This is a genomic window from Ensifer sp. 22521 (assembly GCF_052044795.1).
Taxonomy (GTDB): Bacteria; Pseudomonadota; Alphaproteobacteria; order Rhizobiales; family Rhizobiaceae; genus Ensifer.
On the sequence record NZ_JBQENM010000016.1, the window covers coordinates 100,977 to 118,079 of the forward strand.

A 17,103-nucleotide genomic window follows, 5' to 3' on the forward strand; every position below is an offset into this window, starting at 1 on the left:
TACGTCAGAAGCCTCCCTTGCCGGGGATCCAGCTGGTGCCGGCGAGCGGCACCTGCGCCATGGCGGACGCCTCGATGGTCAGCGCCACGAGGTCTTCCGGCTCCAGGTTGTGCAGATGGTTCTTGCCGCAGGCGCGCGCGATGGTTTGCGCTTCCAGCGTCATCACCTTGAGATAGTTGGCAAGGCGGCGGCCGGCGGCGACCGGATCAAGCCGCTTGGCGAGTTCAGGGTCCTGCGTGGTGATGCCGGCGGGGTCCTTGCCCTCGTGCCAGTCGTCGTAGGCGCCGGCGGTAGTGCCGAGCTTCTGGTATTCGTCTTCCCAGTGCGGATCGTTGTCGCCGATGGCAACCAGCGCCGCCGTGCCGATGGCGACCGCATCGGCGCCGAGCGCCAGGGCCTTGGCGACGTCGGCGCCGGACCGGATGCCGCCCGAGATGATCAGTTGCACCTTGCGGTGCATGCCGAGATCCTGCAGCGCCTGGACGGCCGGGCGGATGCAGGCGAGCGTCGGCATGCCGACATTCTCGATGAAGACGTCCTGCGTTGCCGCGGTGCCCCCTTGCATGCCGTCGAGCACGACCACATCGGCACCGGCCTTGACCGCAAGCGCGGTGTCATAATAGGGGCGTGCACCGCCGACCTTCACGTAGATCGGCTTTTCCCAGTCGGTGATCTCGCGCAGTTCGAGGATCTTGATTTCCAGGTCGTCCGGGCCGGTCCAGTCGGGGTGGCGGCAGGCGGAGCGCTGGTCGATGCCCTTCGGCAGGTTGCGCATGTTGGCGACGCGGTCGGAAATCTTCTGGCCGAGCAGCATGCCGCCGCCGCCCGGTTTCGCGCCCTGGCCGACGACGACCTCGATCGCGTCCGCCCGACGCAGGTCCTTCGGGTTCATGCCGTAGCGCGACGGCAGGTACTGGTAGACGAGCGTCTGGCTATGGCCGCGCTCCTCGTCCGTCATGCCGCCGTCGCCGGTGGTGGTCGAGGTGCCGGCGATCGTCGCGCCGCGCCCGAGCGCCTCCTTGGCATTGCCGGACAACGCGCCAAAACTCATGCCGGCAATGGTGATCGGTGTCTTCAGCGTGATCGGCTTTTTGGCAAAACGCGAGCCGAGCACGACAGTCGTGTCGCATTTCTCGCGATAGCCTTCGAGCGGATAGCGGGAGATCGAGGCCCCGAGGAACAAAAGGTCGTCGAAATGCGGCACCTTGCGCTTGGTGCCGGCGCCGCGAATATCGTAGATGCCGGTCGCCGCCGCACGGCGGATTTCAGCGAGCGTATAGTCGTCAAAGGTCGCTGACTTGCGCGGCGGGGTATAGGGGTTGTGATAGCTCATCGGTCTGTCCCTGCCTTAGTACGCGTCAGCGTTGTCGATGTTGAAATTGTAGAGCGTGCGGGCCGAGCCGTAGCGCTTGAACTCCTCCGGCTTGACGCCGGTGACGCCGGCCTTTTCGAGAAGCTCGGCGAGCTTCTCCAGATGTTCCGGCCGCAGTTCCTTCTCGATGCAGTCCGCGCCAAGGCTCTTGACCGTGCCGCGCACGAAAAGTTTCGCCTCGTAGAGAGAGTCCCCGAGCGCATCACCGGCATCGCCGAGCACAATGAGATGGCCGGACTGCCCCATGAAGGCGGACATGTGGCCGATATTGCCATGCACGACGATATCGATGCCCTTCATCGAGATGCCGCAACGCGAGGCGGCATTGCCCTTGATGACGAGCAGGCCGCCGCGGCCGGTGGCGCCGGCATACTGGCTGGCGTCGCCTTCGATGACGACGGTGCCCGACATCATGTTCTCGGCGACGCCGGGACCGGCGGAACCCTTGACGGTTACGGTGCCGCCGTCGTTCATGCCGGCGCAGTAATAGCCGACCGAACCGCGGACCTCGACGCTGACGGGACTGTCGATGCCGACCGCAACCGCATGGCTGCCGCGCGGATTGACGACCTCGATCGCGGTGTCGTTGGCGCCCTTGGAAAGGGCATGGAGGGCGCTGTTGAGTTCGCGCAAGGGCGTTTTGGAAAGGTCAAATACAGGCATTGCAGGGCTTTCTCGTTTGGCCGGTCACGCAGCTTTTTCGTGGTCCCAGAAGTAGACGGTCGACGGCTCGGGCTCCCAGACGCGTGCATCCTCGATGCCCGGCAGGTTGACGAGCGCGCGATACTCCGAGCCGAAGGCGACATACTGGTCCGTCTCGGCCATCACGGCGGGCTTGCAGGCGATCGGGTCGCGCACGACGCCGAAGCCGGATTTCGTGCCGACGACGAAGGTGAAGAAGCCGTCGAGATCATCAAGCGCGCCTTCCAGCGCCTGACCGAGATCCTTGCCCTTGGCCATCTCCGCCGTGAGATAGGCGGCCGCCACTTCGGTGTCGTTCTGCGTCTCGAAGGTCATGCCTTCGCGGATGAGCTCGCGGCGCAGGTTGTTGTGGTTGGACAGGGATCCGTTGTGGACGAGGCACTGGTCGGCGCCCGTCGAGAACGGATGCGCGCCCAGCGTCGTCACGGCGCTTTCGGTGGCCATGCGGGTATGGCCGATGCCGTGCGTGCCGCCCATCGAGCGCACGTCAAAGCGCGCCACGACATCCTTGGGAAGGCCGGTTTCCTTGTAGATCTCGACGCTGTCGCCCGAGCCCATGACCCGGATATCCGGCCGGATCGAGGCGATGGCCGCGCGGGTTGCCGCGATGGCGCCGGCGGCGATCTCGACGACGGCGTGGGTACTCTTGACGGTCACGCTGGCGTCGATGCCGGCGGCGGCGAGATCCTTGTCGAGCCCGCGGAAATCGACCTCGGGCTTTGCCGACTGCAGGGTGACCTTCGCTTTTCCGTCAGCCGGTGATCCGTAAATCGCAATGCCGGCCGAATCCGGGCCGCGATCGGTCATCGTGATCAACATGTCGGACAGCAGCGTTCCGAGCTGCGGTTCGAGGCTCTTGTCTTTGAGGAACAATCCAACAATGCCACACATAGGTGCCTCCATTTGTCGCTGTGACAAATGGCTACCATGGGGCTTTCGATCAATCAACTGATAGGAATAAAAATTTCGTGTGAGGCAACTTTAGCCGGGACTGCTGCCCTGTTTCGGATAGCTGATGATGGAGAGATAGCGCGCCGGAAGCTTCACCAGTTCCTGGGGGCCGTGCGGTGCATCCGCGTCGAAGAACAGGCTGTCGCCCGCCTCCATCTTGAACAGTTGGTCGCCATGGCGGTAAACCACGACGCCGTCGAGCATGTAGAGGAATTCCATGCCCTCGTGCTGGAAGGTCGGAAAGATGTCCGACTCGGCCGTGAGCGTGATGAGATAGGGTTCCACCGTCACGCCGCTCGAATTGTTGTCGATATGACCGAGCAGGCTGTACTGGTGGCCGGCGCGCGTGCCGCGGCGCTCGATCTTCACGCCCTCACCCGCCTTGACGAAGGTCGCGTTGCGCGGTTCCTCGAAGCGCCGGAAGAACGCCGTGAGCGGGACGCCAAGGGCCTTGGAGAGGGACTGCAGGGTTGTCAGCGATGGCGAGACGTTGCCGTTCTCTATCTTCGAGAGCGCGCCGACCGACATGCCGGTCGCGGCGGCGAGATCGGCGCCGGTAATGCCGAGCTTCTTGCGATAGGCCCGGACCTCGTGCCCGATCGCCATTTCAAGGTTCTTCTCGCGCGGCTCGCGCACCGCGTGCGGGTTCTGGGAAAGGGCGTTCTGCGCCTTCTTGGAGATCTGCTTGCCGCTGGCCATGGCCCACCCGCTCTTCATGGTAAAAACATTCCCTACAGGAAAATATCGCTCACTCGTAGGAAAATCTCGTGCGCAGCGCCGTCGGTGTCTGGCCAAACCGCGTCTTGAAGGCGGTCGACAGATGCGCGGCCCCCGAAAAACCCGTGGCGAAGGCGATTTCCGCCACGGAAAGCGGGCTTTGCTCCAGCAGGCGCCGGGCATGGTCGAGACGGATGTTGCGGTAGGTTTCCAGGAAGCCGCCCGCCATATGCTCGGCAAACAGGCGGTCGAGATGACGGACACTGACGCCGGCAAGCTTTGCCATGGCTGCACGATCGAGCGGCATTTCGATCGTCGCTTCCATTTTCTCCAGGACGGCCAGAAGCGCAGGATGGTGCGTGCCGAACCGTTCGGGCAGGGACCCGCGCTGCGGAGCGCCGGGTTCGGCCACCGCCGTATGCAGATACCAGTCGCTGACGCGCCGGGAAAAATGCGCGCCCATACGTTCGCTGATCATGGCGTGCATGAGATCGAGCGGCGCGACGCCGCCGGCGCAGGTGACACGGTCGCCGTCGATCACGTATCGGGCCTGGCGTGGTGCGAGGGCGGGAAAGGCCTCCTTCAACAGGCCGGCATGTTCCCAGTGGATGGTGAAGTCGCGGTTGTCGAGCAGGCCCGCAGCCGCAAGAACATAGGCGCCGCTCGATATGCCGCCGATGCGAACGCCTTTTCGCGCAAGGCGCCGCAGGACCGGATGGGCATCCTCGACGGTGCTCCAGTCCTTGGGATTACCGCCTGCGCAGACGAAGACCGTGTGGCAGGTTTCGCCGAGCGCGGTCAGTTCCGTGCATTCGACGGTCAGGCCTGAAGAACTCGCAACCGGTCTGCCATGAAGAGACAGGGGTAGCGCGCTGTAGAGATCGAGGCCGGCAATGAGATTTGCCGCCCGCAGGGGCTCCACGGCGGAGGCATAGGACATCAGGGCGAAATTCTGCACGAGCAGAAATCCGATCCTCTGGGTTTTTCTCGTGTCAAACGCAGTCATGGCCCAAATCTATATCATGGCGTCCTATTTTTGAAAGTCTGCCGTCTAAACGGCGACTAGGCTCGGACCTGTGATCGTCGAGGCCTGACCATGCGCTATTCTGCTTTATCCATTCTCCTGAACGGACTGACGGGCAATCGTTCCTGGCGCCCCGCCTGGCGCGACCCGCAACCCAAAGCCCGCTATGACGTCATCATCGTGGGCGGTGGTGGTCACGGTCTGGCAACGGCCTATTATCTTGCCAAGGAGTTCGGCATCACCAATGTCGCCGTGCTTGAAAAGGGCTATATCGGGTCCGGCAATGTCGGCCGCAACACGACGATCATCCGTTCGAACTACCTGCTCGAAGGCAACAATCCCTTCTATGAATTTTCGATGAAGCTCTGGGAGGGGCTGGAGCAGGATTTCAATTTCAACGCCATGGTGTCCCAGCGCGGTGTCGTCAATCTCTACCATTCCGACGCCCAGCGCGACGCCTATACACGGCGCGGCAACGCGATGCGCCTGCACGGGGTGGATGCCGAACTGCTCGACCGTGCGGCGATCAAGGCGATGCTGCCCTTCCTCGATTTCGACAATGCCCGCTTCCCGATCCAGGGCGGCCTGATCCAGCGCCGCGGCGGCACGGTGCGCCACGACGGCGTTGCCTGGGGCTATGCGCGCGGAGCCGATAGCCGCGGCGTCGATATCATCCAGAACTGCGAGGTGACGGGCATTCGCCGTGAGAACGGCCGCGTCACCGGCGTCGAGACGACGCGCGGCTTCATCGGTTGCGGCAAGCTCGGCCTTGCGGCGGCCGGCAATTCCTCGCGCGTCGCCCAGATGGCGGACATGAAGCTGCCGATCGAAAGCCATGTCCTGCAAGCATTCGTTTCTGAGGGGCTGAAGCCGTTCGTCGATTGCGTCGTGACCTTCGGTGCCGGCCATTTCTACGTTTCCCAGTCAGACAAGGGCGGGCTGGTCTTCGGCGGCGACATCGACGGCTACAATTCCTATGCCCAGCGCGGCAATCTCGCGACCGTCGAGCATGTCGCGGAAGCCGGAAAGGCGATGATCCCCGCGCTGTCGCGCATTCGCGTGCTGCGCTCCTGGGGCGGCATCATGGACATGTCGATGGACGGCACGCCGATCATCGACAAGACGCCGACCGACAATCTCTATCTGAATGCCGGCTGGTGCTACGGCGGCTTCAAGGCGACGCCTGCCTCCGGCTTCTGCTTTGCCCATCTCATCGCGAAAGACGTTTCGCACGCCACGACCCGGCAGATGCGTCTCGACCGGTTCGAGCGCGGCTATCTCATCGATGAGAAGGGCCAGGGCGCCCAGCCGAACCTTCACTAGTTTGCCCGACCAAGGACACCGAAATGGCCAGCCTCGTCACCTGCCCGCATTGCGGACCACGCCCGAAGGAAGAGTTCACCGTCAAGGGCGCCGCGTTGCCGCGCCCCGCCGCGGATGCGTCCCAGGAGGTCTGGTTCGATTTCGTCTATCTGCGTGACAACCCGCGCGGCGCCTATCGCGAATACTGGCATCACACATCCGGTTGCCGCCGCTGGCTGGTGATCGAGCGCGATACCGCAACCCATGAAATTTACACGACCAGTGACGCCGCCGGCCATCGCGGCGAGGTGATCCCATGACGCCCTTTCGTCTTTCTTCCGGCGGTCTCATCGACCGTTCCAGACCGCTTTCCTTCGCCTTCGACGGCAAGGCGCTGAGCGGATTTTCGGGTGACAGCCTCGCCTCGGCGCTGCTTGCAAACGGTCGTCTCCTTGTCGGCCGCAGCTTCAAGTATCATCGTCCGCGCGGCATCCTCACCGCGGGCAGCGCGGAGCCGAATGCGCTGATGACGATCGGCCGGGGTGGACGCACGGAGCCGAACACCCGGGCCACCATGCAAGAACTCTATGACGGCCTGGAAGCGAGTAGCCAAAACCGCTGGCCGTCGCTTGATTTCGACATCGGCGCCTTCAACAGCTTGTTGTCGCCCTTTCTCAGCGCGGGGTTCTACTACAAGACCTTCATGTGGCCGGCAGCTCTCTGGGAGAAGCTGTACGAGCCCTTCATCCGTCGCGCCGCCGGTCTTGGGCGGGCAAGCTACGAGGCGGATCCGGACGGCTATGAAAAGGCTTGGATTCACTGCGACCTTCTCGTCGTCGGCGCGGGAGCGGCCGGTCTTGCCGCTGCCCTTGCCGCCGGCCGCGCCGGTGCGCGGGTCATTCTCGTCGACGAGCATTCGCGTTGCGGCGGCGGCCTGTTGTCGGAAACGGTCCGTATCGGTGACGAAAGTGCGACGGAGTTCGTGGCGACGGCGCTGGCGGAGCTCGCCTCGCTGTCAAACGTCACAGTGATGCCGCGCACCACGGTTTTCGGCTGGTACGACGGCAACGTCTTCGGTGCCGTCGAACGCGTGCAGAAACATGTGCAGGCGCCTCTGGAGCGGCTTCCCGTCGAGCGGCTCTGGCGCATCGTCGCCAGGGAGGCGCTGCTGGCGACCGGTGCGGAGGAACGGCCTCTCGTCTTCGGCGGCAATGATATTCCCGGCGTGATGATGGCGGGCGCCATGCGCAGCTATCTCAACCGCTATGCTGTCGCGCCCGGAAGGAAGGTGGCGATCTTCACGACCAATGACAGCGGCTATGCGCTGGCGCGTGATCTCGAAGCCGTCGGCGCGAGCGATGTCGTCATCATCGACAGCAGGGCCGAAGGCGCTGGCTTCCGATATGCCGGCACGGCGAAGATCATCAAGGGCGCCGTGGTGTCGGATGCGCATGGCGGCAAGAGCCTGTCGTCGATTTCGGTCACGATCGCCGGACGCACGCAAAAGCTTGCCGTCGATGCCCTAGCGATGTCGGGCGGCTTCAACCCTGTCATCAGCCTTGCCTGCCATCGCGGCGGCAGGCCGGAATGGAACGCCTCATCGAGCGTTTTTCTGGCTCCGTCCAACCTCAAGGGCCTGACACTTACCGGCGCTGCCGCCAATATCGACGGGCTCGGCGCCTGCCTGCAGCATGGTTTCGCCAAGGGCGCCGAGCGCGCCGAGGCTCTTGGCTACAGCGCGAAGCGCACGACCGTTCCGGCCGTGGCCGACGATCCGAGCGCAGTCGCCAAGCCGCTCTGGTCAATTCCCGGCGTGCGCGGCAAGGCCTTCGTCGATTATCAGAACGACGTGCATCGCAAGGATCTCGGGCTTGCCGTTCGCGAAGGTTACGGTCACGTGGAACTTGCCAAGCGCTACACGACGAACGGCATGGCGACGGACCAGGGCAAGCTGTCGAATGTCAATGCGATCGCGGTTCTGGCCCAAGCGCGCGGCGTATCACCCGCAGAAGTAGGGACGACGACCTTCCGCCCCTTCTACACGCCTGTCTCGTTCGGCGCGCTGACCGGGCCTTCGCACGGCAAGCATTTCCAGCCGGTGCGCAAGTCGCCGCTGCATGGCTGGGCAAGCCGGAACGGCGCGACATTCGTCGAGACCGGCCTGTGGTATCGCTCGTCGTGGTTCCCGCGCGATGGCGAGACGACCTGGCGCGAAAGCGTCGACCGGGAAGTCCTGAACGTCCGCAAGAATGCCGGCATCTGCGACGTCTCGATGCTCGGCAAGATCGAGATCACCGGCAAGGATGCCGCTGAATTCCTCAACCGCGTCTATTGCAATGCCTTCCTCAAGCTGCCCGTCGGCAAGGCGCGTTATGGCCTCATGCTGCGCGAAGATGGCATGATCTATGACGACGGCACGACCAGCCGCCTGGAGGAAAACCGATACTTCATGACGACGACGACGGCCTATGCCGCCGGCGTGATGAACCATCTGGAGTTCTGTGCGCAGGCTCTCTGGCCCGATCTCGACGTGCGCCTCGCCTCCGTCACCGACCAGTGGGCGCAGATGGCCGTTGCCGGCCCGAAGTCGCGGCAGATCCTGCAGGCGATCGTCGATACGGATATTTCCAACGAGGCCTTCCCGTTCTTGGGCGCGGCCGAGGTTTCGCTTTTCGGCGGGCAGCTACGCGGACGGCTGTTCCGCATCTCCTTTTCCGGCGAGCTCGCCTATGAGCTGGCGGTGCCGGCGGGCTACGGCGACAGCGTTGCCGACGCCATTATGCAGGCAGGCGCCGCACACGGCATCCAGCCTTACGGCGTCGAGTCGCTCTCGGTGCTGCGCATCGAGAAGGGTCATGTCACCCACAACGAGATCAACGGCACGGTGGTGCCGAAGGACCTCGGCTTCGCGCGCATGGTCTCGGCCGCCAAGGCCGACTTCATCGGCAAGCGGATGCTGGAGCGGGAGGGCCTGCATGCGCCGGACCGGCCGCAGCTCGTCGGTATCGTGCCGCTCGATCCCGCGGCGGGCTTCCGCACTGGTTCCCACATCCTTGCCAAGAATGCCGCGCCCACGCTGGAAAACGACCAAGGCTATGTCACCTCGACCTGCTATTCACCGCATGTCGGTTCTACCATCGGCCTTGCGCTGGTGCGCCGCGGGCCGGAACGGCATGGCGAGGAAATTATGATCTGGAACGGCCTGCGCGGCGAGTTCACGCCCGGCCGGATCTGCGATCCGGTGTCCTTCGATGCCGCCAATGAAAAGCTTCACGCCTGATTGAGGGAGGATTTGGATGTCAGCCTATCGTGTCACGCAGCGCGCCGCCCTGGCCGATTGCAAGCCCGTTCTGCGCACCGGTGTCAGTCTGGAAGCCCTTCCCGAGGGCACGGTCCTGCATCTCCTCGCGCGTCCCGATACCGGCTCGCCGGAGATTATCGGCGATGCTTCACTCTCCGGCCTGTCGCTTCGCTCCGTCTCGGTCGGCCAATGGTTCGCCGTGGGTGCGACGGCTCTGCCTTATGCGGATCTCGATGCAATCGCGGAAAAGCTGAGGCCGGTGGCGGATGTCATCGACCAGAGCCATGGGCGCGTGCGCATCCTCGTGCGCGGGCCCCAGGCCGCCCATGTCCTCGCCAAGGGTACGGCCATCGATCTGTCGAACGCCGCGTTCCCCGTCGGGCAGTCGGCCACGGCGCTCATTGGCCATATCGCTGCCCATGTCACGCGAATGGAGGATGATGGTTTCGAGCTTCTCGTTCTGCGTGGTTTTGCAGAAAGTCTATGGGACGATCTCGTGCGCATGAGCCTCGAATTCAGCTAAGCGAGATGTCAGCGAAGGATATACATCGGATGCCAGTTATCGATGGGAAGCAGGTTGCCGCTTCCGTGATTGACGCTGTGAAGGCCGCGACGGTGACCCTGGAGAACGAGGCCGGCGTCAAGCCCGGTCTCGCCGTCGTCATCGTCGGCGATGATCCGGCAAGCCACGCCTATGTCGGCGCCAAGAGCCGCATGTCGAAGGAATGCGGTTTCAACTCCATCCAGCATACGCTGCCGGAACATACGACGCAGGAAGAGTTGGCCGCGCTCGTGGAGACGCTGAACACCGACGAGACCATCCACGGCATCCTCGTCCAGCTGCCGCTGCCCAGGCATTTGAATTCGGATCCGATCATTCAGTCGATCAAGCCGGAAAAGGATGTCGACGGCCTGCATGTCGTCAATGCCGGCAAGGTCGCGACCGGCGATCTCGATGGCGGTCTCGTCTCCTGCACGCCGGCCGGCGCGATGATCCTCGTGCGCCGCACCCATGGCGAGGACCTGTCCGGTCTCAATGCGGTGGTGATCGGCCGCTCCAACCTGTTCGGCAAGCCGATGTCGGCTCTGCTGCTTGCCGCCAATGCGACTGTCACGACCGCTCATTCGCGCACCAAGGACCTTGCCGGCGTCTGCCGCAATGCCGATATCCTGGTTGCCGCCGTCGGTCGCCCGGAAATGGTCAAGGCGGATTGGGTAAAGCCAGCAGCCACCGTCATCGATGTCGGCATCAACCGCATCCCGGCTTCGGAAAAGGGCGAGGGGAAGTCGCGCCTCGTCGGCGACGTCGCCTATGACGAGGTTGCCAAAGTTGCCGGCGTCATCACGCCGGTTCCGGGCGGCGTCGGACCGATGACCATTGCCATGCTGATGGCCAATACGGTCATCGCGGCCTGTCGCAAAGCCGGCCAGACGCCGCCGAAGTTCTGATTGCGTCTCACAGTGGACATGTCTCGTCGCGCAGCGACGATTGTCCTCGGTTCGGGTACGGGAACTGTCGGCAGCGGCAGCGTTTTCCCGGATTAGTCAAGGAGGCCACAGAAAAATCATGGAACGAGTGCTCGCAGCCGAATCGACTTGTGATTGCGGCGTTGCGTGGACTTTTCTCTGACGGCTCCGGGTTTGCGATCAATACCCTCCGGCATCCGTCAAACTTTGCGCGAAGCTTCTCCTGAACGAATGTCGATCGTCTCCTGTTTAGCTTGCAGCTCGACGATGCGGAGGCCCCGAGGTTCTGATCGAGCTTGGAAGGCGTGAGCTCGATCCGCGTTCCTTCGCTTAACAGCGTCGGCATCCGAATTGATCATTTCGCGGCTCAATGGCCGGCCTGCCGGTTTCCACTGTCAACGCTTCGACGCACACCTCGCGATGTGCCCCGCATGACTCGGGGTCAGAGTGATTCGCCACTTCTTCTCCGTATTGAACCTTCATCAACTATCTTTCATCGGCTTTGCAGCCGCACTAAGCGCTCATTTCCATGCGCCTTTTCTCGTTGATGCCTCTGCCGCATGAAGTGTCCATTAAAAATAGGTGGACACCAAATATGAGTGACGAAGAGCAGAAACTGCGTGTGCGGCATGTGGGGCGCGATGGTCGACGCCGCTACGATCCAGGATCAAAGGCGCGGCTTGTTGCGGCCTGCCTTGAACCTGGTGTGTCGATATCCGGCCTTGCGCTTACGCATGGGATCAATGCCAACCTACTGCGCAAGTGTGTCAAGGAGGCCAGGGAGTCTGGCTCCCTGGCTGTATCTCCACGCTCGGCGTTTATCCCGGTCGTGGCAGTAGACGGCAGCCTGCCTGTCGGGACCTGCTCGCTGGATATGTCGGTCACGTGTGATGAAGAACAACGAGCATCACTGGAGAAGACGGGCCATCCGTCAGGTTTATCCGAAATCAGCGCATTGCTGCCAAACGGCGTGAAGCTTTCGCTGGAATGCAGAGATGTGGATGGGTTGACGGCTGTCATTGGAGCATTGGGCCATGTTCAGACTGGACGCTGATCTCAAGGTCTACCTGCACCGCGAACCGATCGACTTCCGCGCCGGCATCAACAGCCTTGCGGTCCTAGTGCAGGAGACGATGGAGCTCGACCCGTTTGCGCCTGCGGTCTTTGCCTTTTGCAATCGCCGCCGTGACCGGCTGAAGCTCCTGTTCTTCGATCGGTCCGGTTTTGTGATGGTCCTGAAGCGATTGACCGAAGATCGGTTCAGATGGCCATGCCGGGAGACGGCGGTGGTGACGCTTTCGACTGAGCAGCTTCACTGAATTCTCGACGGCATCGATATCGACGCCATGGTGCGCAACCCTGTGCGGCAATATCAGATCGCCGGCTGACGACTCTGAACTTCTGCGGTTGACGCGGTGGTGCGGTTCAGATTCAAGAATCCGATGAATCGAACCGGCGAACCAAGCGTTGCAGAACTGATGGCGCAGTTGGCGGCAAATGCTGCCGAAATCGCCGCGCTGAAAGCTGAGGAAGAAGCGCTCAGCGCCCGCGTGGTCAAGCTCGAGGAAGAGTTGGAGCTGGCGCGGCTGCATCGTTTTGCGCCGAAGAGCGAAAAGCATGTTCTTCGATGAAGCCGAGCAGGTTGCCGATGAAGACGACGCCAGCGGAGAAGATGGCGAGGTCTCGACCTGCCGGAAACCGGTTTTGCGACGATCGAGAAACCGGAGGGCAAGAAGCGTGGCCGCAAGCCCCTGCCGGAACACCTGCCGCGCGAGCGTGTCGAGTATGACCTTGCCGACGACCAGAAGGCCTGCCCTTGCTGCCGTCATCAGATGCATCGCATGGGTGAGGCCGTCACCGAGCAGCTCCATATCGAGGTGAAGGCCAAGGTCCTGCAAAATGTGCGGTTCAAGTACGCCTGCCGCCATTGCGACCGGACCGGCATCAACACGCCTGTCGTTCTCGCGCCAATGCCCGCGCAGCCCTTGCCGGGCAGCATCGCCACGGCCTCGACGCTGGCATTTGCACTGGTCCACAAATATGTCGATGGCACACCGCCCTACCGTCTGGCGCAGGCCTTCGAGCGCGCCGGCGTTCCTGTCAGCCGTGGTGCTCTGGGTCACTGGGTGATCGGCTCGAGCGAGAGGCATCACTCTCGCATCTATGACGCGCTGAAACGGCGGCTCAGATCGCAACCGCTGATCCATGGTGACGAGACGACGGTCCAGGTGCTGAAGGAAAAGGACAGGGGGGCCACCAGCACATCCTTCATGTGTTGGGGTGGACGGCCCCGAACGGCATCGAAATGTGCCAGAGTGAGGTTGTTAAGATCTCAAACGAAGGGAGCCGCCCATGGACAAGACTAAACGCAACTATTTTAGAAGTTGTAGCGGTTCGGCTCGGCGGCCAATCCCCTCTATCCGTCGGCACCTTCGCGTTTTCAGCCTTCGACCACTTGGCATTGAGGCGCATCTGCTCCTTCCTTACTCTTCAGAACGATCGTAGTGTCCCAGGGATCGCGCAGCGAAAGAGTGCTCTCGTTCCATTCGACGTAGATTCCTGAGGCTTCTGCCCGCTCGGCGATCCGTGGGAGTTCTTGTTTGTGCCGCACAATGATCTCGAAGGTTTCCAGACCTGTCATTTTCTGACGATGCCCTGCAAAGGATTGCCCGCCCCAGTTGTTGCAGGCAACTTGATGGTGGTAGCCACCCCGCGCGAAGAAGGATGCTCCCTGGAGTTGCAATGACACTTCAAAGCCAAGAACCTTGCCGAAAAAATGCTCGGCTTTGCCTGTTTGATCCACCCGAAGATGGACATGGCCGATAACGCTGCCCGAAGGCAGCCCCTGCCAGGAAGTCAGATTGGCTGCAGCCAATAGATCATTGATGTCGAGAGGAGTACTGGTCGTCAGGATCGTGCCATCCTGCGCCTGCCAATGCGCCATCGGGCGGTCAGCATAAATTTCAATGCCATTGCCCTCCGGGTCGGCAAGATAGATCGCCTCGTGCGTGTGGTGGTCCGAGGTGCCCTGCAGCGGCACCCGCTTTTCAATCGCATGAAGAAGCCATCGTGCAAGATCCCTGCTGCTCGGCAGAGCGAAAGCGACATGGTAAAGACGGGCGTTTCGTTGATCATGGGGAGCAAGGCTAGGGTCACCGGAAAGCCTGAGGAGTGCGAAGCCGTCCACGCCTAGGAGGGCTTGGCCCGGTCCGGTCGACAACACTTCAAGCCCGAGTGCCTCCTGATAGAAGGTTGAGACGAGTGGTAGATTTCGCACTTTAAGTGTAACCAGACCTATTTGAATGGGAGCAGTGTTGTGATCGAAGTAGTCGGTGCTGGCCATAGTTGCTACTGTCTCCTTTTTCCCGGGGCCGCCTGCATGGCCCCGCGCTTACGATCGTATTGGCGAGACTTCTGGCGCGGCGCGTGCAGCTTTGGGAAACGACATATAACTGTGAATACCCTTCAAAAAAATGAGTTAAATTTCGAGCATCTAGTTCAAAAAATTGGAATGACATGCACAAAAATAGCTTCACCACTCGGCGAGAGGGATAGTCACCATGGACGCCCTGACGATCGATCAATTCACGGTCTTCGTGACAGTTGTCGAGAAAGGCAGTTTCGCCGCCGCCGCACGACAGTTGTCCCGGGCGCAATCGGCGATCACCTACGCTATACAGAAGCTTGAGGAGCAAAGCGGGCTTGCACTCTTTGACCGGTCAACATACCGCCCAACGTTGACTGAGGCCGGAATTGCTTTGCTCCCCAGAGCTAGGCGCATCCTGCACGACATTGCGGACTGGCGCCAGCATGCCCACGGTATCGCTCAGGGGTTGGAGGCAGAAATCTCGCTCGTCATGGTACCTTACGCGACGGAGGTTCCTGTCGGCCGGATCCTTGGTGCGTTCAACACGCGCTTCCCGCGCGTTTGCGTCCATCTATCGACGGTCTCCTTTTCCGTTGCCATCGAAGCTCTATGCCAAGGTAGCGCCGATATCGGACTACTGACTGAGCATGAACCACTATCGAAGGAGTTGCAGCGGCATCAATGCGGATGGGTCGACCTTATTGCGGTTGCAGCACCCGGCCATCCACTAGGCAAGATCAGAGGAAAGTTGAATGCGGCGATGTTGCTTGACTGCACACAACTGGTATTGGGCACCGCGCTTGGAACGGATAAGGGGCGCGACTACGGGGTTCACGCGGTCAATCACTGGCGCGTTAGCGATGTTCAAACGAAGCACAGACTGATCTTGGAAGGGGTCGGATGGGGATCTATGCCGAAGTCTGTTGTCGTAGACGATATTGCCGCAGGTCGACTAGTGGAATTGGAACTTGACCGTTGGGAGGGATCCGCCAGAATGCCTGGCTTTCCCCTCGTCATTGCACATCAGAATGGCCGTGCACTCGGACCGGCGGGTCGGTGGCTCATTGAGCAGTTCTCCGCCCAATAGTGCAGCAAACCACTGTTGCGGCCCTGCGCGTTGCCGCGTTTGCACACTTCTCGCTAAGATGAAGCGGTTCAGTGATTCATTCCGTGAGCTCGTTTATAGGTTTCTGAGGGTAGTTCGCCATATCGGCTGCGATATTCGGCTGCCATGCGTCCCATGTGGAGGAACCCCCACCTTAAGCCAACCTCCTTCAGTTCCATGCCGGGTTGACCACCTTTGAGATCCTGATGCATGGCCTCAAGCCTCAGATATCGCAGATAGGCCATCGGCGTCGTCATTTTAAATTGCCGAAAGCCCATCTGAAGGGCCCTCTCACTCACTCCGCTTACGGCGGCAATTTTATCAAGCGTCAAAGGCTCCGCAATGTTGGCGATCATGAACTCGATCGCTCTCTTCACGTGCCGTGGCATGGCCGGTGTGATACGTCCAAGCCACGGTGAAAAGCGATGCGGCAGCGCCAGGCATCGCAGCAGTGATCGACGATGTCGTCGTATGATTTGAACACGCGGTTTGATAGCCAGTTGTCGCGCATGAAATGCCAGAGGTTTTCGACCGGGTTCAGCTCCGGCGATTTCGGCGGCAAAGGCAGAATGGTGATGTTTTCGGGCACGACGAGATTGTTGGACATGTGCCAGCCTGCCTGATCCATGATGAGGATCGCGTGCGCGTCGTCATCGACGTGACGGGCGATTTCGGCCAGATGCTGGGTCATTGCGTAGGTGTCGCACCATGGCATGACCAGCGCCGCCGCCTTGCCGAGCTTCGGGCAGATTGCGCCGAAGATGTAGGCCGACCTTGTGCGCTGATCGTGCGGTGCTGAAGGCCGTGTTCCACGCTTGGCCCAACGGCGCTCGATCTTGTTCTTCTGCCCGATACGGGCCTCATCCTCGAACCAAATCTCTATGCGTTTTCCTCGGGCCGCTCCAGCGGCAATCTCTGCCACTGCGGCAGGGAACTTTTTTAAAATCCTCAATGGCTTGAGGGTTTTGAGCGTGATGCTTGGGCCGGACAGCCAGCTTGCGATAGCCCATGGTCAGGACTTCACGGCTCAGCGTTTGCTCGCTCACCGAAACACGAAACTCTTCCCAAAGCCATTGCGCCAGATCGCACAGACGCCAGCGAACAACGCCGTCGAGATAGGGTGTTGGCCCACGCTCGATGGCCTGCGCCAAGGCCGCACGCTGCTGATCGTTCAACCGCGACTGCTGACCAGGAGCTTTGCCATTGATCAGGCCTTGGGGGCCGCGCTCGTTGAAGCGCATGACCCAGTCCCGGACAATCTGGAGCGTCACATTGCCGAGGCGGGCGGCATCGGAACGCGAGCCTCCATCGTAGATCAAGGCCAGTGCCAACAAACGTCGTGCCTGAGCTGCGTCCTTCGTCTGCCGCGCCAGTCGCTGCAGGTCGGCCCCAGCAAAATCCGCCCGTAACGAAATCCCTGATCGCATCGCAGACCTCCGGTTTGCACCAGAGATTCAGATTCACCGCGCTTTGGGAAGGCCAAAGAGTCGAGGTCAGCGAGGCGGCGTATTACTTCCTGATTGCAGGTCCTTTACTGCAACCGCCGCCGATAATGTAGGCGGTGCATACGAAGTTCCAGGGCATGAGGGCTTCGTTTTCGGATGCTGGCCAGACTTGAGCAATACAGGTCAGGGTCTGGGAGAGACGTCTACAAACCTGTTCTGCCGCCAAACCGGGCGGGGTGAGAATGGAAAGGCGAAACCGAGCGCGTATGGCACTGATCCCCCTTTGAAAACCAAAGCCACCTGAATCTTCAAAATCAACCAATTCGAGTCAGAACCAAATTTGCACGCCG

16 protein-coding genes and 1 pseudogene are annotated in these 17,103 nt (G+C 61.5%); 9 read left to right on the forward strand and 8 right to left on the reverse strand.

Annotated features, from left to right (window positions below; translation table 11 throughout):
• Positions 1-4: 4 nt before the first annotated feature.
• From ACTJKE_RS23355 to ACTJKE_RS23375, 5 genes are all read right to left on the reverse strand, one after another.
• Entirely contained in the window at positions 5-1,333 is a 1,329-nt protein-coding gene (locus ACTJKE_RS23355; protein WP_427142566.1) for an FMN-binding glutamate synthase family protein, read from the reverse strand.
• Positions 1,334-1,348: 15 nt separating this feature from the next.
• Positions 1,349-2,035, reverse strand: coding sequence for a protein GlxC (locus ACTJKE_RS23360; RefSeq protein WP_427142565.1), 687 nt, complete (start codon positions 2,033-2,035; stop codon positions 1,349-1,351).
• 24 nt (positions 2,036-2,059) lie between these two features.
• Positions 2,060-2,965 carry a class II glutamine amidotransferase gene (locus tag ACTJKE_RS23365; protein ID WP_024900023.1) on the reverse strand — a complete coding sequence of 302 codons (906 nt, stop codon included), beginning with the start codon at positions 2,963-2,965 and terminating at the stop codon, positions 2,060-2,062.
• Between the two features lie 90 nt (positions 2,966-3,055).
• Complete coding sequence (locus ACTJKE_RS23370) at positions 3,056-3,724, reverse strand: helix-turn-helix domain-containing protein (RefSeq protein ID WP_036568532.1); 669 nt, start codon at positions 3,722-3,724, stop codon at positions 3,056-3,058.
• 49 nt (positions 3,725-3,773) lie between these two features.
• Positions 3,774-4,748: a GlxA family transcriptional regulator gene (locus tag ACTJKE_RS23375; RefSeq protein ID WP_427142564.1), complete on the reverse strand. Its 975-nt coding sequence runs from the start codon at positions 4,746-4,748 to the stop codon at positions 3,774-3,776.
• Between the two features lie 90 nt (positions 4,749-4,838).
• Between ACTJKE_RS23375 and ACTJKE_RS23380 the strand changes: the two genes are divergently transcribed.
• From ACTJKE_RS23380 to ACTJKE_RS23415, 8 genes and pseudogenes are all read left to right on the forward strand, one after another.
• On the forward strand, positions 4,839-6,089 hold the full coding sequence (locus ACTJKE_RS23380) for a sarcosine oxidase subunit beta family protein (protein WP_427142563.1): 1,251 nt from the start codon (positions 4,839-4,841) through the stop codon (positions 6,087-6,089).
• Positions 6,090-6,112: 23 nt separating this feature from the next.
• Positions 6,113-6,388, forward strand: a complete 276-nt coding sequence (locus ACTJKE_RS23385) for a sarcosine oxidase subunit delta (protein ID WP_427142562.1) — start codon at positions 6,113-6,115, stop codon at positions 6,386-6,388.
• Positions 6,385-9,348, forward strand: a complete 2,964-nt coding sequence (locus ACTJKE_RS23390) for a sarcosine oxidase subunit alpha family protein (protein ID WP_440692576.1) — start codon at positions 6,385-6,387, stop codon at positions 9,346-9,348. Before ACTJKE_RS23385 ends, ACTJKE_RS23390 begins: the two co-directional genes overlap by 4 nt.
• A 16-nt stretch (positions 9,349-9,364) precedes the next feature.
• Complete coding sequence (locus tag ACTJKE_RS23395) at positions 9,365-9,892, forward strand: sarcosine oxidase subunit gamma family protein (RefSeq protein WP_243016894.1); 528 nt, start codon at positions 9,365-9,367, stop codon at positions 9,890-9,892.
• A 29-nt stretch (positions 9,893-9,921) separates the two neighbouring features.
• On the forward strand, positions 9,922-10,818 hold the full coding sequence (folD, locus tag ACTJKE_RS23400) for a bifunctional methylenetetrahydrofolate dehydrogenase/methenyltetrahydrofolate cyclohydrolase FolD (protein ID WP_243016893.1): 897 nt from the start codon (positions 9,922-9,924) through the stop codon (positions 10,816-10,818).
• Positions 10,819-11,431: 613 nt separating this feature from the next.
• On the forward strand, positions 11,432-11,890 hold the full coding sequence (gene tnpA / locus ACTJKE_RS23405; protein WP_243016892.1) for an IS66-like element accessory protein TnpA: 459 nt from the start codon (positions 11,432-11,434) through the stop codon (positions 11,888-11,890).
• A complete protein-coding gene (tnpB, locus tag ACTJKE_RS23410; RefSeq protein WP_243016891.1) occupies positions 11,871-12,155 on the forward strand; it encodes an IS66 family insertion sequence element accessory protein TnpB in 285 nt (94 codons plus the stop codon). Before tnpA ends, tnpB begins: the two co-directional genes overlap by 20 nt.
• Positions 12,156-12,278: 123 nt before the next feature.
• Positions 12,279-13,124, forward strand: a pseudogene (locus ACTJKE_RS23415) (transposase); the annotation flags it as partial.
• Between the two features lie 152 nt (positions 13,125-13,276).
• On the opposite strand, the gene ACTJKE_RS23420 reads toward ACTJKE_RS23415, so the two are convergent.
• Positions 13,277-14,179 carry a VOC family protein gene (locus ACTJKE_RS23420; protein WP_427142560.1) on the reverse strand — a complete coding sequence of 301 codons (903 nt, stop codon included), beginning with the start codon at positions 14,177-14,179 and terminating at the stop codon, positions 13,277-13,279.
• A 217-nt stretch (positions 14,180-14,396) separates the two neighbouring features.
• Here ACTJKE_RS23420 and ACTJKE_RS23425 point away from each other — a divergent pair, with 217 nt between their 5' ends.
• Positions 14,397-15,290 carry a LysR family transcriptional regulator gene (locus ACTJKE_RS23425; protein ID WP_427142559.1) on the forward strand — a complete coding sequence of 298 codons (894 nt, stop codon included), beginning with the start codon at positions 14,397-14,399 and terminating at the stop codon, positions 15,288-15,290.
• A gap of 68 nt (positions 15,291-15,358) precedes the next feature.
• Here ACTJKE_RS23425 and ACTJKE_RS23430 read toward each other — a convergent pair whose 3' ends face one another.
• Together ACTJKE_RS23430 and ACTJKE_RS23435 are read right to left on the reverse strand one after the other, a co-directional pair.
• A complete protein-coding gene (locus ACTJKE_RS23430; RefSeq protein ID WP_427142558.1) occupies positions 15,359-15,664 on the reverse strand; it encodes a helix-turn-helix transcriptional regulator in 306 nt (101 codons plus the stop codon).
• Between the two features lie 17 nt (positions 15,665-15,681).
• A protein-coding gene (locus ACTJKE_RS23435) for an IS630 family transposase (protein ID WP_427142557.1) occupies positions 15,682-16,735 on the reverse strand; the annotation gives its coding sequence in 2 pieces (ribosomal slippage) (positions 15,682-16,243 and positions 16,242-16,735; 1,056 coding nt in all).
• Positions 16,736-17,103: the final 368 nt, after the last annotated feature.

Bases quoted from the DNA above. Each gene is read 5' to 3' on its own strand.
- ACTJKE_RS23365 (WP_024900023.1), bottom strand. From the start codon at position 2,965: ATGTGTGGCATTGTTGGATTGTTCCTCAAAGACAAGAGCCTCGAACCG.
- ACTJKE_RS23380 (WP_427142563.1), top strand. From the start codon at position 4,839: ATGCGCTATTCTGCTTTATCCATTCTCCTGAACGGACTGACGGGCAAT.
- ACTJKE_RS23430 (WP_427142558.1), bottom strand. From the start codon at position 15,664: ATGATCGCCAACATTGCGGAGCCTTTGACGCTTGATAAAATTGCCGCC.
- ACTJKE_RS23370 (WP_036568532.1), bottom strand. From the start codon at position 3,724: ATGGCCAGCGGCAAGCAGATCTCCAAGAAGGCGCAGAACGCCCTTTCC.
- folD (WP_243016893.1), top strand. From the start codon at position 9,922: ATGCCAGTTATCGATGGGAAGCAGGTTGCCGCTTCCGTGATTGACGCT.
- tnpA (WP_243016892.1), top strand. From the start codon at position 11,432: ATGAGTGACGAAGAGCAGAAACTGCGTGTGCGGCATGTGGGGCGCGAT.
- tnpB (WP_243016891.1), top strand. From the start codon at position 11,871: ATGTTCAGACTGGACGCTGATCTCAAGGTCTACCTGCACCGCGAACCG.
- ACTJKE_RS23375 (WP_427142564.1), bottom strand. From the start codon at position 4,748: ATGACTGCGTTTGACACGAGAAAAACCCAGAGGATCGGATTTCTGCTC.
- ACTJKE_RS23385 (WP_427142562.1), top strand. From the start codon at position 6,113: ATGGCCAGCCTCGTCACCTGCCCGCATTGCGGACCACGCCCGAAGGAA.
- ACTJKE_RS23355 (WP_427142566.1), bottom strand. From the start codon at position 1,333: ATGAGCTATCACAACCCCTATACCCCGCCGCGCAAGTCAGCGACCTTT.
- ACTJKE_RS23360 (WP_427142565.1), bottom strand. From the start codon at position 2,035: ATGCCTGTATTTGACCTTTCCAAAACGCCCTTGCGCGAACTCAACAGC.
- ACTJKE_RS23425 (WP_427142559.1), top strand. From the start codon at position 14,397: ATGGACGCCCTGACGATCGATCAATTCACGGTCTTCGTGACAGTTGTC.
- ACTJKE_RS23395 (WP_243016894.1), top strand. From the start codon at position 9,365: ATGTCAGCCTATCGTGTCACGCAGCGCGCCGCCCTGGCCGATTGCAAG.
- ACTJKE_RS23390 (WP_440692576.1), top strand. From the start codon at position 6,385: ATGACGCCCTTTCGTCTTTCTTCCGGCGGTCTCATCGACCGTTCCAGA.
- ACTJKE_RS23420 (WP_427142560.1), bottom strand. From the start codon at position 14,179: ATGGCCAGCACCGACTACTTCGATCACAACACTGCTCCCATTCAAATA.